This window comes from Nocardia vinacea (assembly GCF_035920345.1).
Classification (GTDB): domain Bacteria; phylum Actinomycetota; class Actinomycetes; order Mycobacteriales; family Mycobacteriaceae; genus Nocardia; species Nocardia vinacea_A.
The window spans coordinates 4,397,087-4,414,099 of the sequence record NZ_CP109149.1 but is presented as its reverse complement, the minus strand read 5'-3'; the positions used below and the strand labels follow the sequence as shown (position 1 = coordinate 4,414,099).

Sequence of the window (17,013 nt, the reverse complement as noted above, 5' to 3'; positions counted from 1 at the left end):
CAGTGGGCGCGGTAGACAGTGCGACGAAGGCAGTGGGGCAATGAGTGGACAACCGGTCGATACGTTCGAGCTCTGGGACCGGGACGGCGACGGTCTGGTGTCGGTCGAGGACATAGTCACCGGAATCCGTTCGCTCGGACTGGAAGTCGATGATGAGGCGGTCGAACGGATGGTCGCTGCCGCCGATACCAATGGCGACTTCCTGGTCTCCCGAGCCGAATTCGATGCCGCGCTGGTCGGCGGCCGTATCGAGGTCACCGATGCCGATGCGGCCTTCACGGTCTTCGATATCAATGGCGACGGCAAGATCTCGGTCGAAGAACTCGAATCCCTGATCCGTCATGTCGGCGCCGGGCTGATCGAGGAGCCCGCCGAATCGCTGCTGGCGGCGGCGGATACCGACGGGGACGGCTACCTGTCGCCATCCGAATTCCGTGCGCTGCTGAATTTCCTGTCGCGCTGACCGATTCGGCGCACGAAATTTCTATGGGGCTTGACCTGTGCTAACTCCGACACCCGACGATGCGATAGGTGGGTATCGGAGTTTGTTCTTGCCGCGGACGCGGTGGCCGCGGCGGCGTGCGGTGGTGACAATGAATCGTCACCACTGGCACGCGATCGTCAGTCGCTGAGCCAGATGGCTTCGGCCGCAGGGCGCCCGAGATCGATGGTGCGGTCCCCGATGCGAATCGCGATGGTGCCCGCGAAGTCTCGGCGTTCCACCACGACGATCGGCGTATCGAGCGCGATACCGACCGAATCGAAGTAGCGCAGCATATCCGGATCGGCATCGGAAATCCGTGCGACATGGCCGGATTCGTCCGCGCGGAAATCGCTGAGCTGGCGAGCGGGCGGCGTCGGCACCGCACCGTCGACCGAGGGAATGGGATCGCCGTGCGGATCCCGGTCCGGATAGCCGAGTTTCGCGTCGATACGGGCCATCAGCAACTCCGAGACCGCGTGCTCGAGCACCTCGGCCTCATCGTGCACCTCATCCCAGCCGTAGCCGAGTTCGTTGACAAGGAATGTCTCGATCAGCCGATGCCGGCGCACCATGGCGACCGCCGCGCGCCGCCCGTGTTCGGTGAGGGTGATGGATCCGTACCGGGCGTGTTCGACCAGGCCTTGATCGGCGAGCTTGCGTACCGCCTCGGAGACGGTGGAGGCCGAGACGCCGATCCGTTCGGCGAGCAGTTTCGTCGATACCTTTTCCTGCGACCACTCCTGAGCGGTCCAGATCACCTTCAAATAGTCCTGGGCGACCGAGGTGAGCTCCGGCGCAATCGTCGCGGTGCTGCCGTGGGGGCCTGGGGTCTCGGTCGGCTGCGCTGCGGTGTCGGCCAGCTCGCGTCGGGTTGCGATGTCTCGTTTACCGGGCACATCTTCGAGCTTATGCATTGGACTCCCGATTCACACATTCAGACACTTGAACACTCGGTGCCGTCGTCCGACAGCGTCGGGACCGCTCGTCGAGCCATCGGTTTCGCCTGGTCGGACCGAGCGCGGGTCCGCCGGTGCTCGGTCGGCCCCGCCGCCCGGAGCCGATGCGGGCGGCTGTGGATCTTGCAGTGCGAACAATCAGGGCCGCCGCTGCCTCGCAACTGTCGTCATCCAGCTGAACCCGCAATTCACCCCATGTACACACGGGGCTCGGGCCGGAGTGCGGATTGACACCTCCGAATACTGTTCGCCCCTCGTTTTGCGTAGGCTGCGGACTGTGCAGAGATGGCGGAGCCTCGATGACGTACCCGCGGACTGGGGGCGGTGCGTGCTCACGATCGGCGTATTCGACGGTGTGCATCGCGGCCACGCGCAGCTGATCAGCAGGGCCGTGAAGTCCGCTGCCGCGCGGGGTGTTCCGGCGGTGTTGATGACCTTCGACCCGCACCCGATGGAAGTGGTGCGCCCCGGCTCGCATCCGGCGCAGTTGACCACGCTGACCCGGCGCGCGGAATTGGCCGAGGAACTCGGCGTCGACGTGTTCTGCGTCATGCCCTTCACCCAAGAATTCATGAAGCTGCCGCCGGGGCGCTACGTACACGACCTGCTGGTCGAGCGGCTACATGTGACCGAGGTCGTGGTCGGTGACAACTTCACCTTCGGCAAGAAGGCTGCGGGCACCATCGAGACCATGCGTGAGCTGGGTGAGCGATTCGGCTTCGAGGTCGACGGCGTGAAACTGCTCGGCGAGCACGCGGTCACCTTCTCCTCCACCTACATCCGCGCCTGTGTCGACGCCGGCGATATGGCTGCGGCCGCCGAGGCGCTGGGCCGTCCGCATCGGGTCGAGGGCGTGGTCGTGCACGGCGACGGCCGCGGCCGTGAGCTCGGCTTCCCGACCGCGAATATCGCACCGCCCATGTACGCCGCGATTCCGGCCGACGGCGTCTACGCGGGCTGGTTCACAGTGCTGGGGCCGGGCCACACTATCGGCACCGTGACGCCGGGGCAGCGCGCGATGGCCGCGATCTCGATCGGCACCAACCCCACCTTCTCCGGGCGCGCCCGCACCGTCGAGGCCTATGTGCTCGACAGTGAGGCCGACCTGTACGGCCAGCACGTCGCAGTGGATTTCGTCGAGCATCTGCGCGGCATGCGCAAATTCGATTCCATCGACGAACTCCTCGAGGCCATGGCCCGCGACGTCGAGAACTCCCGCAAGGTCCTCACCGCCGCCGACTCCTGACCGGATTCGGTTCGGCGCGGGGGTGTCGGGTAAGGTGGCTCCTCGGGTTTGCTGCGGTCCGCGGTGGCGCCCGGCCGGGTAACCGGAATCCTCGAGCGCGGAACTGAGAAATAGGAGTGGATGCCCCATGGCGCTGACCACCGAGCAGAAGTCGGCCATTCTCGCCGAGTACGGCGTGCACGAGAAGGACACCGGTTCCCCGGAGGCGCAGATCGCGCTGCTGTCCAAGCGGATCGCCGACATCACCGAGCACCTGAAGAAGCACAAGCACGACCACCACACCCGCCACGGCCTGATGGCGCTGATCGGTCGTCGCAAGCGCCTGTCGAAGTACCTCGCCGACAAGGACATCCACCGCTACCGTTCGCTGATCGAGCGCCTGGGTCTGCGGAGGTAATTTCTTGCAGCGCCTGCGGCGCTGCGTGTTCGTAAGACTCGCTCCGTGGTGGCAGGGTCGGGCGGGAATCCTCCCAACAGGCTGCATACCAGAGGCGGTCGATCAGGTAGCCGACGGGGAGACGTACAATCTCCCCGTTGGCTATTTGTGTATGAGGGGTGCACATACCCCGTTTGCACGACAACATTGCACAGCCGTATGCACCCGCCCGCGTGGCGTCGGTCTTCGGTAGTGGCCTCCCGGCAGGCGAGCAGTCGCCGGCGGGCTTCGATCGATGACCGCCTCCGCGTCGCCGTTTCCAAGGGGATTCGGCCGGGTGTGCGCGTCGCAGCCAGGAGGGTTGCCGCGCGTCCGTATCCGGTACGGCTGACGAGAGCTGGATCGCGCCCACCCGGCGCTCGATCCAGCGAAGACGAGAGGTTGAGAGCAGAAAAATGTCTGAAACAACTACATCTTCGGCCATCGAGGTCGAACCCGGTGTGTTCGAATCCGTCGCGCTGATCGATAACGGCACCTACGGAACCCGCACCGTCCGCTTCGAGACCGGCCGTCTGGCCCGCCAGGCCGCCGGTTCGGTCGTCGCCTACCTGGACGACGAGACCATGCTGCTGTCCGCGACCACCGCGGGCAAGCACCCCAAGGATCAGTTCGACTTCTTCCCGCTGACGGTCGACGTCGAAGAGCGCATGTACGCCGCGGGTCGCATCCCGGGTTCGTTCTTCCGTCGCGAGGGCCGCCCCTCCACCGACGCGATCCTGACCTGTCGCCTGATCGACCGTCCACTGCGGCCGTCCTTCGTCGACGGCCTGCGCAATGAGATCCAGGTCGTGGTCACCGTGCTGAGCCTGGACCCGAACGATCTCTACGACGTCGTGGCCATCAACGCCGCATCCGCGTCCACCCAGATCTCGGGCCTGCCGTTCTCCGGTCCGGTCGGCGGCGTGCGCGTCGCGCTGATCGACGGCCAGTGGGTCGCCTTCCCGACCGTCGAGCAGCTCGAGGGCGCGGTCTTCGACATGGTCGTCGCCGGCCGGGTTGTCGAATCCGGTGACGTGGCCATCATGATGGTCGAGGCCGAGGCCACCGATAAGGTCGTCGCACTGGTCGAGGGTGGCGCGCAGGCGCCGACCGAGGCCGTGGTGGCGCAGGGCCTCGAGGCGGCCAAGCCGTTCATCGCCCGCCTGTGCAAGGCACAGCAGGATCTGGCCGCGCTGGCGGCCAAACCGACCGAGGAGTTCCCGCTCTTCCCGCCGTACGAGGCCGATGTCTACGAGGCCGTCGAGGGCACCGCCAAGCGTGAGCTGGGCGAGGCGCTGAGCATCGCCGACAAGCAGGAGCGCGAGGCGAAGATCGACGAGATCAAGCTCGCCGTGTTGGACCGGCTGGCCGACGACTTCACCGGTCGCGAGAAGGAACTGGGCGCGGCGTTCCGCTCGGTCACCAAAAAGCTGGTGCGCCAGCGCATCCTGTCCGACGGCTTCCGCATCGATGGTCGCGGGCTGGCCGATATCCGTGCCCTGTCCGCCGAGGTCGCCGTGATCCCGCGCGCCCACGGCTCGGCGCTGTTCGAGCGTGGCGAGACCCAGATCATGGGCGTCACCACCCTCGACATGGTGAAGATGGCCCAGCAGGTCGACTCGCTCGGCCCGGAGACCTCCAAGCGCTACATGCACCACTACAACTTCCCGCCGTTCTCCACCGGTGAGACCGGTCGCGTCGGTTCGCCGAAGCGTCGCGAGATCGGCCACGGCGCGCTGGCCGAGCGGGCGCTCATCCCGGTTCTCCCGAGCCAGGAGGAGTTCCCCTACGCCATCCGTCAGGTCTCGGAAGCGTTGAGCTCCAACGGTTCCACCTCGATGGGTTCGGTCTGCGCCTCGACCCTGTCGCTGCTGAACGCCGGTGTGCCGCTGAAGGCGCCGGTCGCCGGTATCGCCATGGGCCTGGTGTCGGACACCATCAAGAACGACAAGGGCGAGGACGAGGTCCGCTACGTGGCCCTCACCGACATCCTCGGCGCCGAGGATGCCTTCGGTGACATGGACTTCAAGGTCGCGGGCACCCCGGACTTCGTCACCGCGCTGCAGCTGGACACCAAGCTGGACGGCATCCCCTCGCAGGTGCTGGCCGGTGCGCTGAGCCAGGCGCACGATGCCCGCACCACCATCCTGGAGGTCATGGCCGAGGCCATCGCCACCCCGGACGAGATGAGCCCGTACGCACCGCGCGTCACCGCGATCAAGATCCCGGTCGACAAGATCGGTGAGGTCATCGGCCCGAAGGGCAAGGTGATCAACCAGATCACCGAGGAGACCGGCGCCAATATCTCCATCGAGGACGACGGCACGGTCTACGTCGGTGCGACCAACGGCCCGGCGGCGCAGGCGGCGATCGACCAGATCAACGCCATCGCCAACCCGCAGCTGCCGAAGGTCGGCGAGCGCTTCCTCGGCACGGTCGTCAAGACCACCGCCTTCGGCGCGTTCGTCTCACTGCTGCCCGGTCGCGACGGCTTGGTGCACATCTCCAAGCTGGGCAACGGCAAGCGCGTCGCCAAGGTCGAGGACGTGGTGAACGTCGGCGACAAGCTGCGCGTGGAAATCGCCGATATCGACAACCGCGGCAAGATTTCGCTGGTGCCGGTAGACGAGAGCGCCGACGAGCCCGAGGCCGCCGAATCCGTTGATGCGGGCCAGGCGGAGACCGAGTAGTACTTGTCTCTGTGACGAAGAAGAAGACGACAACCCCTCTGCTCCGCGACGAGCAGGGGGGTTCGTCTCTGGAGCTGCGGATGGACCAGATGCGGGGCACCGACGCGGGGGTACGGCGCACCGTACTACCCGGCGGGCTGCGCGTGGTCACCGAACATGTGCCAGGCGTGCGTTCGGCATCGATCGGGGTCTGGGTGGGGGTCGGCTCGCGCGACGAGGGACCGACCGTCGCGGGTGCCGCGCATTTCCTGGAACACCTGCTGTTCAAGGCGACTCCGACGCGTTCGGCGCTGGACATCGCGCAGGCGATGGACGCGGTCGGCGGCGAGCTCAACGCGTTCACCGCGAAAGAGCAGACCTGCTACTACGCCCACGTCCTCGACGAGGATCTACCGCTGGCCGTCGATATGGTCTCCGATGTCGTACTCAACGGCCTGTGCCGGGCCGAGGATGTGGATGTCGAGCGGCAGGTGGTGCTCGAGGAGATCGCCATGCGCGACGACGATCCGGAGGATCTGGTCGGCGACGCATTCCTGTCCGCGCTCTTCGGTGATCATCCGATCGGGCGGCCGGTGATCGGCTCCATCGAAACCATCGAGGCGATGAATGCCGCGCAGTTGCGCGGCTTCCATCTGCGGCGCTACCGGCCGGACCGGATGGTCGTCGCGGTCGCGGGCAATGTGGAGCACGACCACACCGTGGAATTGGTGCATCGCGCATTCGGGCCCCGGCTCGACCCGACCGCCGAGCCGGCCCGCCGTCGCGAGGGCCGCTTCCGGCCGCACAGCGCACCGGAGCTGAACTGGTGCCATCGCGACAGCGAACAGGCACATCTGGTCTTCGGCGTGCGCGCCTTCGGGCGGCACGAGGGGGAGCGGCGCTGGCCGCTGTCGGTGCTCAATACCGTGGTCGGCGGTGGCCTGAGTTCGCGGCTGTTCCAACGCATTCGGGAGGAACGCGGGCTGGCGTATTCGGTGTATTCCAGTGTCGACACCTTCGCCGATACCGGCGCGTTCTCGGTGTACATCGGCTGCCAGCCGGAAAACCTCGGCAAGGTCTCGACACTGGCGAGCGGAGTGCTGGAAGAGATTGCCGCCAATGGCATTACCGATGCGGAATGCGCGCGCGCCAAGGGTTCGTTGCGTGGCGGACTGGTGCTCGGCCTGGAGGATTCGGCCTCGCGGATGAACCGGATCGGTCGCAGCGAACTGAGTTACGGCAACCACCGCAGCGTCTCGGAGACGTTGGCGCGCATCGATGCGGTGACCACCGATGAGGTGTCCGCGATCGCCCGCACCCTGCTGGCGCGACCGTTCGCGGCCTCGGTGGCCGGACCGTACCGGCGCACCCGGGACTTGCCCGCCGCGGTGCGGCGATTGGTCGAGGCCTGAGGTAGAGCAACATGGTGGCCGGTGCGATTCGCGCCGGCCACCGATCCGATCGGGGGTGGATATGACGGGATCGGCGCTGGGGCGTGCCGAGGTGGCGGTCGAACTCGGACGGCTCGACGAGGCGCGCCGGATCATCGGCGAGGCCCTGGTCGAGCAACCGGACGATCCGGTGTTGCTGGAACGCATGGCCGACATCGCTTATCGACTCGATCAGACGGACGAGGCGCTGCGCTATGCGACCGCGGCGATCGCCGCCGATCCGGCGCGCATCGACGCGTATCTGACCGCGGCCCTGGCCTACGACGCCTACAGCATGCGCGATGACGCGCAACGGCACGCCCGCATGGCGACCCGGTTGGCGCCCGACAATGTCGCCGCCCTGCTGGTGCTGGCTCGGGTCATCGCCGATGCGGCGACCTCCGATAAACCGCGAGCCGAAGCCCGCGATGCTCTCGAACGGGCGACGCAACTCGCCCCCGCACATGCGGGTACACACGCCCACGCGGCGGAAACCTATCGGCGACTACATGATTCGGATGCGGCCCGACGCCACGTCGAGGCCGGTCTCGCCGAGGACCCGGCGCATGCCGAACTGCTGCAGACCCGCGCGCGGCTGGACTTCGAGAACATCGCGACCAGGGATAAGGCGGTCGCGACGCTGCGTGGACTGCTCGGCTCGAATCCGGGCAATGCGGGTGCACGTCGGCTGCTCGCCGAAATCATGTGGCGGGCGCTGATCAGGCTGGCCGCTTGGGTGTGGTTCTTCGCGGCCGCCGTGGTCTCCCTGTCGATGTGGATTCCCACGGGTGGCATGCGGGTGCTGACACCGGCGCTGTTCGTGGGTGTCCTCGGTGCATGGTTCGGCGTGTTCCGGAAGCTGAGTAGTCAGCTGCCGCAGGGATATATGCGCAAGCGGCTGCTGCGGCGGCCGGAAGCGTTGTCGGCGTTGGCGATCGGGCTGCTCTCGAGTTTCGTCGTCGATATCGGTGCGCTGGTATTCCGATCGGATTGGTCGGCCGAGGATGTGCGCGGCGGGTACGTCGTGGTGCTGGTCGGGGTGGTGGGTGCCGCGCTGGCGCATCTGCTGCTGTTCGGTGCGTGGGTCGTGCGGCGCGACGGCGAGTCGGATCGCAGTGCGGGGGAGGAGTTCGCGCTGCTGAGCGTGATCATCGTGATCGGTGGCGGGCTGCTGCTCGTCGGAATGCTTGCCGCGCTACGGCATTGGGCTCGTCAGCCCGCGGCGTTCGGGGTGTTCGTCACGATCGTCGGCATTGTGGTTGTGACATTGCTACTCGAGATTCTGCTGGTGCAGGCGCTGGAGTACCGGTGGCGGATGTTCGACGCGTATGTCGGGGGCGTGCTGTTGGTCGCGGCGTTGACGGCGCTCGCGATCTGGTGGGGTTTGCAGCAGACCGAGACGCAGACCTTCCACAGCGATGAGCGAACTCCGGTGCCGACGGCCCCGAAATCACCGCCGACCGTTCCGACCTTCCACTTCACGCCGCCGCCAATTCCGACGTTCCATTTCACGCCGTCGGTGCTGCCGACACCCGCGGGTTGACTCAGGCGCTCTGGGCGCGGTTCGCCGCCTCGATGATCGAGGGCAGCAGGCCGGGCAGGGCATTATCGAGGTCCTCGGAGCGCAGGCGCTGGCAGGTCTGCCCGTCGATAATCAGTCGCTCGATGACACCGGCTTCGCGCAGAATCTTGAAGTGATGGGTGGCGGTCGACTTGTTGATCACCTCATAGAGCGCACCGCAACGCACCGCGGTGCCCGCATTGCTGAGCCGACGCACCATCTCCAGCCGCACCGGATCCTGCAGGGCGCCGAGCACGGCGGGTAACGAGGCGACCGGCGGCGCCTCGGTGGCCGATTCCTTAGTTTCGGTCATGATCTACCTCACAGTGGTTTGATGGTCATCGTACCGGCTGTATCGTCTATTGAAGTTCGATCATCATCAAACTTACCTGATCGGGGTTCCGATGGCAGCGACAATGACGGTGGCGGCCGACCAGCAGACCTCTCAGCGCTGGGCCTACGCGCTGATTCTGGCGGCGAGTGGGGTGGCGCTCGGCGTGTCCGGGGTGCCCGCGCCGCTGTACGGCATGTATCAGAAGGAATGGCATTTCACGCCGCTCACGACGACCTTCGTCTTCGCGGTATACGCATTCGCGGCGCTGGCCGCGGTGCTGGTCTCCGGTCGCATCTCTGACGTGGTCGGTCGCAAGCCGGTGCTGCTCGGCGCATTTGCCACCATGATCATCGGGCTGGTGGTGTTCCTGTTGGCCGACAATGTCGCGATGCTGTTGGTTGCGCGGGCGCTGCACGGGCTGGCGGTCGGCTCGACGGTGGTCGCCGGTGCCGCGGCACTGCTGGATCTGCGGCCGAAACATGGTGCGCGGTCCGGTCAGCTCAGTGGCGTTGCCTTCAATGTGGGTATGGCCGTGGCGATTCTGGGTTCGGCATTGCTGGCGCAGTACGCGCCGCATCCGCTGCGCATGCCGTATGTCGTCATCACGGTGGTGTGCCTGCTCATCGGCGTCGGTGTCATCGCATTGCGGGAACCGCATACCGCTCGGATCGCCGGACGCATCACGATCGCGAAACCAGCGGTGCCGCAGGAGATTCGCGGTGACTTCTGGTTCTCCGCGCTGGGTGTGATGGCGGCCTGGTCGGTGCTGGGCGTGCTGCTGTCGCTGTATCCGTCGCTCGCTTCGGCGGAGACCGGCATCCACAATCTGGTCTTCGGTGGCGCGGTCGTCGCGTCGACCGCGGTGGCCGGCGCCACGGCTCAGCTGTTCGCGACCGGAATTCCGGCGCGGCGCGCGGCAATCGGCGGCGATACCGGCATGGCGGTGGCGTTGGTGCTCACCGTGCCCGCATTGCACACCGGCAACTGGGTAGTGGTGCTGCTGGCCGGAGTATTGCTCGGCGCGACCTTCGGACTCGGCTTCGGTGGTTCGCTGCGGCATCTGTCCGAGGTTGTGCCGCAACACAAGCGCGGCGAGACCATGTCGGCGTACTACCTGCTCGCCTACACCGCCATGGCGCTGCCGACCATCCTCGCCGGCTGGGCGGCCACCGAATGGGGGCTGAGCGAAGTGTTCCCATGGTTCGTCGGTGCGGTCGCACTCGCCTGTCTGGTGGCGGCGGGGTTGGGGTTGCGTCGGAATCAGGAAGCGAAAACGCAAGGGGCGCAGGGGTAGCTGATCTGGCCGGGTAGTCGGTGAGCGACGATCCGGCTACCATGCGGTGATGCGATGGGGGCGGTTGGGCGACCGACTACACCGCGCGGCACTGTTGCTCGCGGTGTTGGGTGCGGTTGTCGGTGGATTGGTGATTGCCGGGCTGACCTGGTGGTTGTTGTGGTGGTTGCTGGGTGCGAAGGCCGAGACGCCGAATCAGTTGGACCTCACCAAGATCGCGCTGTCGGTGGCCGCCGGGGTTGGCGGAGCGGTCGCGCTGGTGGTGGCGTATCGGCGCCAGCGGGATCTGGAGCGCGGGCGGTTCGCGGAGTTGTTCGGGGCGGCGGCGCGGCAGTTGGGGGATGCGGATGTGGCCGTGCGGATTGCCGGGGTCTATGCGATGGCGGGGGTGGCCGATGAGTTCTCTGCACCGAGTCGAAGACAGCAGTGCATCGATGTGCTGTGCGGATATCTGCAGCTGCCGTACGAACCGGCCGATGGCGCGAATCATCTTGTCTCGCGGGCCGAATCGGCGGACGAAGCCGGGATCAAAGTCGAGCGGGTCTACCAGTTCCGGCAGAACGATCGGGAGGTGCGTCGCGCCATCGTCCGCGTGATCGCCCAACACCTGAGACCATCTGCGGACATCCTGTGGTCCGCGTGCAACCTGACCTTCAACGGCGCGGTGCTGGAGCAGGTCGATTTCCGGGACGCGGTGTTCTCGGGGCGGCATACGTCGTTCGCCGGGGCGACCTTCATCGGGCCGACGACGTTCGAGCGCGTGCGTTTCGACGGCCACCATGTCACCTTCCGCGGTGCGACGTTCCGGGACGGCCCTGCGCTGTTCGACCACGCGAAGTTCGATACCAGCCGCATCGAAAAGCGCGAACAGGCAGGTAACGGCACCACCTTCGCCGATGTCACATTCGAAGGTTCGGTGTCGTTCGAGAGCGCTTGCTTCCAAGGCCCGCGCACCAACTGCAGCGGCGCCCGCTTCCTCGGCACGCGAACCTCGTTCCAGGACGCGAAGTTCCGGGCGGAGCTGACCTCGTTCGAGCGTGCCGCCTTCGATGGTGACCACATCGCCTTCGATCGCGCCGAATTCGTGAGTGCCCGTGTCACATTCAGAGGCGCGCAGTTCTACGCCACGCTCACGGCCTTCGACGAGGCCAGAGTAGGTGCGTCGAATCGACTACGAAACAGAGGCACCCGCGAAACGGACTTCGCGCGGGCCGAGTTCCACGGTGGCGTCAGGTTCCTGCGGACAGTGCTCGGCGGGCGCATAGTCGATTTCACCGAAGGCGACTTCTTCGGCGACATCTCCTTTATCGGCACCCGTTTCGCCGCCCAGGAAATCCACTTCGATCGCCCGAAGGCCTGGGTGGGCAACCACTTCGATTGGGATGACGCGCCGACCCGCAAACCGAGCAGCGTCAAACCCAATCCCTGGCCGCCGACCGCCGCGGTGTGACGCTCAGCCGACCCGCGCGAGCAGGCCAGTGGGGCTTCACGAACCAACCGTCGGGGCAGCTGCGGTTGGCGGCTGCCCCGACGGTGTGCACTACGTCGGCCAACCGCCGTACGGGACGGTGATCAGCTCCAAGAAGTGGCCGTTGGGGTCGAGGAAGTAGACGCCGCGACCGCCATCATTGTGGTTGATCTCGTTGACGCCCTGTTGGCGCGGGTCGGCCCAGTGCTCCAGTTTGTAGCGCTGGATCTTGGCGTAGGCCGCATCGAACTCGGCCTCGGAGATCAGGAATGCGTAATGCTGGGGCTGGATTTCGGAGATGTGTTCCGGCACGTTCGCGAAGTCGAAGGTGACTCCGTTACCCGTGGGAAGTGGGATGAACGGGCCCCACTCTTTTCCTAGTTCCAAACCCAGGATGTCCGACCAGAATTCGGCGGACACCCGATTGTCGCGACATCCGACAATGGTGTGATTGAACTGTACTGACAGGGGATTTCTCCTTGTGTCGTGACGGTCCCGACCCCGGGCTCGGTACAAGGCGGCCTACGGGAGCACCGTCACGGGCGTCGAGGTTAGCGAATCACTACCCACCGTGCCACCCTGAGTGATCGGCACCATGTTTCCTCGACCGCGTGTCCGGCTGTGACCCGCTTCTCTGTCTGTGACGCTGCGCGGTAGCGTCGTGGAATGAAGATTCGAGGGGCGGTCCTGGAGCGGATCGCAGCGCCCACGCCGTTCGCCGAGTCGGCGCCGATCACCGTCTGTGAGCTGGATCTGGGGGAGCCGGGGCCGGGTGAGCTGCTGGTGCGGATCGAGGCCGCCGGCCTGTGTCATTCCGACCTGTCGGTGGTGGACGGAAACCGGGTGCGACCGGTGCCGATGCTGCTCGGCCACGAGGCCGCGGGCATCGTCGAAGCGATCGGTCCCGGTGGCAGTGATCTCGCGGTGGGGCAGCGCGTGGTAATGACCTTTCTGCCGCGGTGTGGGGAGTGTGCGGGCTGTGCCAGTGACGGCCGCACGCCGTGTGGGCCGGGCAGTGTTGCCAATAATGCAGGTGAGCTATTGAACGGTGGGCGGCGGCTGCACCGCGAGGGCGCGGAGGTGCACCATCACCTCGGCGTGTCCGCCTTCGCGACGTACGCCGTCGTCGATCGCCGATCGGTGGTTCCGGTCGATGCCGATGTGCCGCCGGAGGTTGCCGCGGTACTGGGCTGCGCGGTGCTCACCGGTGGTGGTGCGCTGCTCAACTCCGCGAAACCCGGTGTGGCAGATCGGATCATGGTGGTTGGGCTCGGCGGCGTCGGCATGGCGGCGGTGCTCGTCGCGGTGTCGCTCGGTGCGCATGAGGTGATCGCCGTCGATACCGTGCCGGAAAAGCTTGCTATCGCAAAGGAACTCGGCGCGAGCGCCGCGTATACACCGACCGAACTCGCGGAACAGGGCATCCAGGCGGATGTCGTGGTCGAGGCCGCGGGTAATGTCCGCGCCTTCGAAACCGCTGTTGCCGCAACAGGTCCCGGCGGTGCGACCGTCACCGTCGGACTACCTGCTCCCGATGCCCGTGCAAGCATTTCACCCCTTGCGTTGGTCGCGCAAGGCCGCACCATCATCGGCAGCTACCTCGGTTCGGCGGTGCCCTCCCGCGATATCCCGGAGTACGTTCGCATGTGGCGCGAGGGTCGGTTGCCTGTCGAGAAGCTGGTTTCCTCGCACGTCGGATTGGACGAAATCAACCGCGCCATGGACGAACTCGCTGCCGGGCATGCGCTGCGGCAGGTCATTGTGTTCGATTAGCCTGGCGGTGTGCCCACCCGGGGTGCGCAGTTGCCAAAACGGGTGTGCCACGACGGTATTCAGGTTTGCTTCGTGTCGAGGGCGTCGACGAATCGTCCGAGCAGGCGGGCGAATTCGGTGCGCTCACGGTCGGTCCAGTCCGCCATGGCGGCCGCCATCGCGCTGCGGCGGCCGTCGCGCGCTGCGGTGACGACGGCGCGTCCGGCGGGGGTCAGTCGTAGGACGGCTCGCCTGCCGTCCTGCTGATCCGCCACCCGCTCGAGGTGGCCGGATGAAACTGCCTGGGCGACAAGGCGACTCGCGCGTGGCTGATCGACGCCCAATGCCGGGGCCAGGGTTCCGACGGTGTCCGCATTCGCGCCTGCTACCGCGTCCAGCACCCGGAACACCGCGATCGGTACCGGCGAATCTTTGCCGAGTGCCCCGCGGGTCTGCCGCCGTCGGATCCGCACCATCGCCGCCTCGACGGCCGCGGTCACCGCCTCGCGCTCTTCCATCCGGTCTACTTTCATGTCATATTACATGTAGTTGTAATTCTACATGCTTTGGAGGAACGATGGCAGCACTACGTCCGATCGGCTACTGGCTCAAGGAACTCGACCGCCGGATCGACGCCCGCTTCGAGGACGATCTCGCCGCGTCGGGTCTGACCCGCCGCCACTGGCAGATCCTCAACTCACTCGCCGAAGGCCCCCGCCCCGCTGCCGACGTCCGCGACGGCCTCGCCCCCTTCTGGAACGACCCTTCGGAGTGGGGCGTCCAACTCGCGCAGCTGGTGGATCGCGGGGACATCAGCGACGATTCGGGCACCCTCGCCCTGACCGACACCGGCCGCACCACCCACCACCAAGCCTTCACCCTGATCGGCAAGCGTCGCCGCGCCATGCTCGACGGCATCACCGACGACCAGTACGTCGAGACCGTTCGCCTGCTGGAGCAGATGGCCGAGAATATGGCCGGCGCCTGAGCGGCGTGTTGCCGATCACCGGAGGTCAGCGGACCGGGAGGGGACAGGGGTCGATAGGCTGGCGGGGTCGTTGGTGGAATTAGGAGGTGCGGTGACCATTCGGGTCGGAGTGCTCGGTGCGCGGGGGAAAGTCGGTCAGGCGATCTGTGCGGCGGTGCAGGCGGCCGACGATCTGGAGTTGGTCGCGACCGTCGACAAGGACGATTCACTCGAGTCGTTCACCGAGTCGGATACGCAGGTGGTCGTCGACTTCACCAATCCCGATGTGGTGATGGGGAATCTGAAGTTCCTGGTGGAACGCGGAATTCACGCGGTCGTCGGGACCACCGGATTCGATGAGGGGCGCCTCGACGAGGTGCGCGGCTGGTTGGCCGGGCGGCCGGAGACCGGTGTGCTCATCGCCCCGAACTTCGCCATCGGCGCCGTGCTGTCCATGCGGTTCGCCGAGCAGGCGGCGCGGTTCTTCGATTCGGTCGAGGTCATCGAACTGCATCACCCGAACAAGGTCGACGCGCCCTCGGGTACCGCATATCGCACCGCGGGCCTGATCGCCGCCGCGCGGGACAAGGCCGGAGTCGGCCGCAGCCCCGACGCCACCACCCAGGAACTCGAGGGCGCGCGCGGCGCCGATGTCGACGGCGTGCGGGTGCATTCGGTGCGCCTGGCCGGACTCGTCGCACACCAGGAGGTGCTCTTCGGCACCCAGGGCGAAACCCTCACCATCCGCCACGATTCCATCGACCGCTCCTCCTTCGCCCCCGGCGTATTGCTCGGCGTCCGCGAGATCGCCAATCGCCCAGGCCTGACCGTCGGGCTCGACCCGTTCCTGGATCTGTGACACAGGAACCGGTCCAGCCGGAAGACCAGGGCTCGGACACCGACGCGCGCGGTACCGACGTCCGCAAGGTCGTCGCATTCGTCGCGGCCCTGGTCGTCGTGCTCGGCTTCTACTTCGTGTTGCTCGGCCGTATCGCGCTCAGCCTCATCGGCTCCGGTGAACTCGCCGCCGTCGTGATCGGTATCGGCGTCCTGATCCTGCCGCTGCTCGGCGTCTGGATCGTCGTCGCCACCGTCCGTGCGGCCCTGGCGCACCAACACCTGGCCCGCCGCATCCGCGACGAGGGCCTCGAACTCGACACCTCGAACCTCCCGCGCCGCCCCTCCGGCCGCATCGAGCGCGCCGCCGCGGACGAAGTCTTCAACAAGGTCAAACAGGAATGGGAGGCCGACCCCGACAACTGGCGCGTCAACTACCGCCTCGCCCGCGCCTACGACTACGCCGGAGACCGCAGCCGAGCCCGCGAAACCATGCGCCGCGCAGTCGCGCTGGAGAAATTCGAAGGCGAACGCCGCGCGGATTGATCACCCGCCCTGCCGAACAATAGGGGCCTCCGTACGGACCGACGACCTGGTGACCGCGTTGGGTCATGAGGTCGACGATCTCGTCGAGTGGACGACGGACGAACTGGATGCCCTCGACATCGAATCGACATACAGGTCGGTCAGGTCGGGGGAGTCCTCCGTTTGAATGATTCGAAAGCGCCGAGTATTCGGCGATGATGAGCGCGCGGCTCGCCGAATCGCGCGAATTCGTAACCGACAGTGGGGATGACGGTGAACGGATGCTCGGCCACGGATCTACTTGGTCAGGGCTTTCGTCAGGCCACAGACCTTCCAGTCGCCGTCTTCTTTGATCAGGTCGTAGGTGATGTTCTTGGTAGTGTTGCGGCCGCTGACATTCACCGACACACTCACCGTGAAGGTGCCCTCGTTGCTGCCCGAAGGCACATCGACGCTCTTCAGAGTGGATTTCGCGTCGACCTTCGGCACCGCGGTCGCCGTAACTGTGGTCTTTGTATTCTTGAACTTGTTGCGATCCGATGAGCAGATCATGTCTTCGTCGCCTGTGCCGTTGACGAACGCTTGGGCCACTTCACGCGGGTCGCTGGAATTACCGATGCCGCCGCTACCGGAGAACATGAAGTAGGCGACGACGCCGATCACGATCAGCACCACGAAACCGCCGCCGAGGATCAGTGGTAGCGCGACACCACTCTTCTGGGGCCGCTGCGGGTAATGCCCACCAGGAGCCGGCGGATACGCGGGCTGTCCATAGGCCTGCGGTGCGCCGTACTGCGGCGGATGCTGTTGCGGGGCACCGTATGGCTGTGCTCCATACGGTGGCGGTGCGGGTTGCGCGCTGTAAGGCTGCGGTGCCTGCTGCGCACCATATGGCGGCGGTGCGGGCTGCGCGCCGGGTGGCTGCTGCGGCGGCCAGCCGCCGGGCTGGTGCTGGGGCGTGGGATTTTGTGGGTCAGTCATATCCGAAGTCCTGCAAGTCCTTATCTTCGCCGTTGATAGATCGCGTTGTCCGCCATCGCGATTCAATCACGTCGAGGGAGGAAGAGTTACCCAG

17 protein-coding genes are annotated in these 17,013 nt (G+C 66.3%); 12 read left to right on the top strand and 5 right to left on the bottom strand.

All coding sequences use genetic code 11. The annotated features are described in order from the left end of the window. Positions 1–40: 40 nt before the first annotated feature. Positions 41–463 carry an EF-hand domain-containing protein gene (locus OIE68_RS20425; protein WP_327100957.1) on the top strand — a complete coding sequence of 141 codons (423 nt, stop codon included), beginning with the start codon at positions 41–43 and terminating at the stop codon, positions 461–463. 158 nt (positions 464–621) lie between these two features. On the opposite strand, the gene OIE68_RS20420 is transcribed toward OIE68_RS20425, so the two are convergent. Beyond that, the gene (locus OIE68_RS20420) at positions 622–1,398 is read right to left on the bottom strand and encodes a metal-dependent transcriptional regulator (RefSeq protein WP_327100956.1); all 777 of its coding nucleotides are present in this window, start codon (positions 1,396–1,398) and stop codon (positions 622–624) included. 319 nt (positions 1,399–1,717) lie between these two features. Here OIE68_RS20420 and OIE68_RS20415 point away from each other — a divergent pair, with 319 nt between their 5' ends. From OIE68_RS20415 to OIE68_RS20395, 5 genes are all read left to right on the top strand, one after another. Continuing rightward, on the top strand, positions 1,718–2,686 hold the full coding sequence (locus OIE68_RS20415) for a bifunctional riboflavin kinase/FAD synthetase (protein ID WP_327100955.1): 969 nt from the start codon (positions 1,718–1,720) through the stop codon (positions 2,684–2,686). 127 nt (positions 2,687–2,813) lie between these two features. Further along, positions 2,814–3,083 (top strand): 30S ribosomal protein S15, encoded by a 270-nt coding sequence (rpsO, locus tag OIE68_RS20410; RefSeq protein WP_327100954.1) that lies wholly within the window; start codon positions 2,814–2,816, stop codon positions 3,081–3,083. Between the two features lie 434 nt (positions 3,084–3,517). Further along, positions 3,518–5,791 carry a polyribonucleotide nucleotidyltransferase gene (locus OIE68_RS20405; protein WP_327100953.1) on the top strand — a complete coding sequence of 758 codons (2,274 nt, stop codon included), beginning with the start codon at positions 3,518–3,520 and terminating at the stop codon, positions 5,789–5,791. 80 nt (positions 5,792–5,871) lie between these two features. Further along, complete coding sequence (locus OIE68_RS20400; RefSeq protein WP_327100952.1) at positions 5,872–7,182, top strand: pitrilysin family protein; 1,311 nt, start codon at positions 5,872–5,874, stop codon at positions 7,180–7,182. 61 nt (positions 7,183–7,243) lie between these two features. Further along, positions 7,244–8,743, top strand: a complete 1,500-nt coding sequence (locus tag OIE68_RS20395; RefSeq protein WP_327100951.1) for a hypothetical protein — start codon at positions 7,244–7,246, stop codon at positions 8,741–8,743. Position 8,744: 1 nt separating this feature from the next. Here OIE68_RS20395 and OIE68_RS20390 read toward each other — a convergent pair whose 3' ends face one another. Further along, a complete protein-coding gene (locus OIE68_RS20390) occupies positions 8,745–9,074 on the bottom strand; it encodes an ArsR/SmtB family transcription factor (protein ID WP_327100950.1) in 330 nt (109 codons plus the stop codon). A 79-nt stretch (positions 9,075–9,153) separates the two neighbouring features. Between OIE68_RS20390 and OIE68_RS20385 the strand changes: the two genes are divergently transcribed. Next, on the top strand, positions 9,154–10,389 hold the full coding sequence (locus OIE68_RS20385; RefSeq protein ID WP_327101732.1) for an MFS transporter: 1,236 nt from the start codon (positions 9,154–9,156) through the stop codon (positions 10,387–10,389). A 49-nt stretch (positions 10,390–10,438) separates the two neighbouring features. Beyond that, complete coding sequence (locus tag OIE68_RS20380; protein ID WP_327100949.1) at positions 10,439–11,839, top strand: pentapeptide repeat-containing protein; 1,401 nt, start codon at positions 10,439–10,441, stop codon at positions 11,837–11,839. Between the two features lie 90 nt (positions 11,840–11,929). Here OIE68_RS20380 and OIE68_RS20375 read toward each other — a convergent pair whose 3' ends face one another. Next, a complete protein-coding gene (locus tag OIE68_RS20375; protein WP_327101731.1) occupies positions 11,930–12,325 on the bottom strand; it encodes a VOC family protein in 396 nt (131 codons plus the stop codon). Between the two features lie 198 nt (positions 12,326–12,523). Between OIE68_RS20375 and OIE68_RS20370 the strand changes: the two genes are divergently transcribed. Then, the gene (locus OIE68_RS20370; RefSeq protein WP_327100948.1) at positions 12,524–13,630 is read left to right on the top strand and encodes an alcohol dehydrogenase catalytic domain-containing protein; all 1,107 of its coding nucleotides are present in this window, start codon (positions 12,524–12,526) and stop codon (positions 13,628–13,630) included. 59 nt (positions 13,631–13,689) lie between these two features. Here the strand turns inward: OIE68_RS20370 and OIE68_RS20365 are convergent, their stop codons facing one another. Then, on the bottom strand, positions 13,690–14,127 hold the full coding sequence (locus OIE68_RS20365) for a MarR family winged helix-turn-helix transcriptional regulator (RefSeq protein ID WP_327100947.1): 438 nt from the start codon (positions 14,125–14,127) through the stop codon (positions 13,690–13,692). Between the two features lie 59 nt (positions 14,128–14,186). On the opposite strand from OIE68_RS20365, the gene OIE68_RS20360 reads away from it, so the two are divergent. From OIE68_RS20360 to OIE68_RS20350, 3 genes are all read left to right on the top strand, one after another. Then, positions 14,187–14,597 carry a MarR family transcriptional regulator gene (locus tag OIE68_RS20360; RefSeq protein ID WP_327100946.1) on the top strand — a complete coding sequence of 137 codons (411 nt, stop codon included), beginning with the start codon at positions 14,187–14,189 and terminating at the stop codon, positions 14,595–14,597. A gap of 91 nt (positions 14,598–14,688) precedes the next feature. After that, positions 14,689–15,435 carry a 4-hydroxy-tetrahydrodipicolinate reductase gene (gene dapB, locus OIE68_RS20355; RefSeq protein ID WP_327100945.1) on the top strand — a complete coding sequence of 249 codons (747 nt, stop codon included), beginning with the start codon at positions 14,689–14,691 and terminating at the stop codon, positions 15,433–15,435. Further along, a complete protein-coding gene (locus OIE68_RS20350; RefSeq protein WP_419150721.1) occupies positions 15,432–15,959 on the top strand; it encodes a hypothetical protein in 528 nt (175 codons plus the stop codon). The genes dapB and OIE68_RS20350 overlap by 4 nt, the downstream gene beginning before the upstream one ends. Before the next feature lie 276 nt (positions 15,960–16,235). Here OIE68_RS20350 and OIE68_RS20345 read toward each other — a convergent pair whose 3' ends face one another. Beyond that, a complete protein-coding gene (locus OIE68_RS20345; RefSeq protein WP_327100944.1) occupies positions 16,236–16,919 on the bottom strand; it encodes a hypothetical protein in 684 nt (227 codons plus the stop codon). Positions 16,920–17,013 lie beyond the last annotated feature (94 nt).

Excerpts from the sequence above, each read along its gene's own strand:
- OIE68_RS20425 (WP_327100957.1), top strand. The coding sequence starts at position 41 with ATGAGTGGACAACCGGTCGATACGTTCGAGCTCTGGGACCGGGACGGC.
- OIE68_RS20420 (WP_327100956.1), bottom strand. The coding sequence starts at position 1,398 with ATGCATAAGCTCGAAGATGTGCCCGGTAAACGAGACATCGCAACCCGA.
- rpsO (WP_327100954.1), top strand. The coding sequence starts at position 2,814 with ATGGCGCTGACCACCGAGCAGAAGTCGGCCATTCTCGCCGAGTACGGC.
- OIE68_RS20405 (WP_327100953.1), top strand. The coding sequence starts at position 3,518 with ATGTCTGAAACAACTACATCTTCGGCCATCGAGGTCGAACCCGGTGTG.
- OIE68_RS20400 (WP_327100952.1), top strand. The coding sequence starts at position 5,872 with ATGGACCAGATGCGGGGCACCGACGCGGGGGTACGGCGCACCGTACTA.
- OIE68_RS20395 (WP_327100951.1), top strand. The coding sequence starts at position 7,244 with ATGACGGGATCGGCGCTGGGGCGTGCCGAGGTGGCGGTCGAACTCGGA.
- OIE68_RS20390 (WP_327100950.1), bottom strand. The coding sequence starts at position 9,074 with ATGACCGAAACTAAGGAATCGGCCACCGAGGCGCCGCCGGTCGCCTCG.
- OIE68_RS20380 (WP_327100949.1), top strand. The coding sequence starts at position 10,439 with ATGCGATGGGGGCGGTTGGGCGACCGACTACACCGCGCGGCACTGTTG.
- OIE68_RS20370 (WP_327100948.1), top strand. The coding sequence starts at position 12,524 with ATGAAGATTCGAGGGGCGGTCCTGGAGCGGATCGCAGCGCCCACGCCG.
- OIE68_RS20365 (WP_327100947.1), bottom strand. The coding sequence starts at position 14,127 with ATGGAAGAGCGCGAGGCGGTGACCGCGGCCGTCGAGGCGGCGATGGTG.
- OIE68_RS20360 (WP_327100946.1), top strand. The coding sequence starts at position 14,187 with ATGGCAGCACTACGTCCGATCGGCTACTGGCTCAAGGAACTCGACCGC.
- OIE68_RS20345 (WP_327100944.1), bottom strand. The coding sequence starts at position 16,919 with ATGACTGACCCACAAAATCCCACGCCCCAGCACCAGCCCGGCGGCTGG.